Origin of the sequence: Ruminococcus sp. CAG:379 (assembly GCF_000434255.1) — a bacterium.
GTDB classification, from domain to species: Bacteria; Bacillota; Clostridia; order Oscillospirales; family Ruminococcaceae; genus Ruminococcus_F; species Ruminococcus_F champanellensis.
Genome location: NZ_FR894825.1, coordinates 1 through 1725, shown reverse-complemented (window position 1 = coordinate 1725; position 1725 = coordinate 1). Strand labels below are relative to the sequence as shown.

Genomic DNA, 1725 nt, shown 5'->3' with positions numbered 1-1725 from the left:
AAACAGCACGCAGAGCATCAAAAACAAGTCACAAGCAAGTGGTCACAAATATAAACCGCATAAAAATCAACAGTCACACAAAAAGAAAAACAGGGCTTGCGCCCTGCTCCTCACCCTACGGCAATCTTCTCCTGCGGCAGCTTCGCCGGACTCAGATGCTTCCCGGACACCGCCGCATAAATCAGCGTCAGACTCCCCACTCTGCCCATGTACATCAGCAGGATCAGCACGATTTTGGACACCAACCCCAGCCCCGGCGTGATCCCCAGGGTCAGTCCCACCGTGCCCACGGCGGATGCGGTTTCGTACAGACACAGGGACAGGGGCAGCTGCTCACAAAGGCTGATAATCACGGCGCCCCCGAAAAACAGGCTCATGTACAGCATCAGAATGGTTGCAGCACTGCGGATCGCCCCCGGTTCAATGCGTCTGCCGAACATTTGTGCGTCCTCTCGCTTCCTGAATGTGGCAAATGCATTGGCGAACAGCACCGCCACCGTGGTGACCTTCATACCCCCGGCGGTAGACCCGGGCGCACCGCCGATGAGCATCAGCACCATCGTCACCGCATTGGACGCACCCCCCAAGGACAACAGATCCACCGTGTTGAACCCGGCGGTTCGGGGCGTCACAGCCTGAAAGCATGCGGCAAGGATCCGCTGTCCCGTGGGCAGCTCCGTCAGATCCGTGTAGAAAAACACCGCCGGGATCGCCATCAGCAGCACCGTCATCAGCAGGATCACCTTGCTCTGCATCCGGTACCGGCGCAGCCGCCACTTGTTCACCACAATGTCCTCCCAGGTGAGGAACCCGATGCCCCCGATGAGGATCAGCAGCATGATAATGATATTCACTGCCGGATTTGCCGCATATTCCGTCAGAGAGGGGAAGGGGTTCTGGTCGGTGCCCAGAATATCGAAGCCCGCATTGCAGAAGGCGGACACCGAGTGGAACACCGCCATCCAGATGCCCCGTGCCCCATGATCCCGGCAGAACACCGGCAGCAGCGCCAACGCCCCCAGCAGCTCGATCAGAAACGTGCCCCGGAGGATGAAGCCGGTAAGCCGGACGATGCCTCCCACCTTGGGGGCGGCGATCGCCTCCTGCATGGTGCTCCGCTGCATCAGAGAGATCCGCCTGCCGGACAGCAAAGAGAAGGACACCGCAATGGTCACCACCCCAAGACCGCCGATCTGAATCAAACTCAGGATCACCCCCTGGCCAAAGGCGGACCAGTAACAGCCGGTGCCCTGGACGATCAGTCCGGTTACGCATACAGCGGAGGTGGCGGTAAACAACGCCTCGCTGAAGGGAGTGAACTGGCGAAGCTGGGAGGAAATGGGCAGCATCAGCACGCAGGCGCCCAGCAGAATCACTCCTGCGAAGCCCAGAATGATGAGCTGGAAGGAGGATAGTTGGATTTTCTTGTGCAGTAGGTCGAACATGGAAATGCTCCTTTTTTCGGCAATGCCGTACAAAATTTGTGTGCTATCACCTTTGTATGAAACGCTGGGTATCCTGCCCGGCAGAAGTCACTTATCTTTTTATTATACCCGGATAATATGAAAAATGTGTAGCGGTTTTATGGTTTTTGTTTGAATTGCATAAATTTTTTTGCGGCACATGCATGTTTGCAGCCGATTGCTTTTGTACGTTCTTTTATGCTCTGGATGCGACGCCTACACAGTACAGGTTTACCGATGTGCGAGCGACAACCGTACTCTC

The 1725-nt window shown here is 56.4% G+C and carries 1 protein-coding gene; it reads right to left on the bottom strand.

Features of this window, described 5'->3' with window-relative positions; genetic code table 11:
- Positions 1 to 110: 110 nt before the first annotated feature.
- Positions 111 to 1445: a TrkH family potassium uptake protein gene (locus QVO51_RS01770; RefSeq protein ID WP_022356984.1), complete on the bottom strand. Its 1335-nt coding sequence runs from the start codon at positions 1443 to 1445 to the stop codon at positions 111 to 113.
- Positions 1446 to 1725 lie beyond the last annotated feature (280 nt).

What these genes read in the sequence shown, in the direction of transcription:
- QVO51_RS01770 (WP_022356984.1), bottom strand. Translation starts at nt 1,445, where the DNA reads ATGTTCGACCTACTGCACAAGAAAATCCAACTATCCTCCTTCCAGCTC.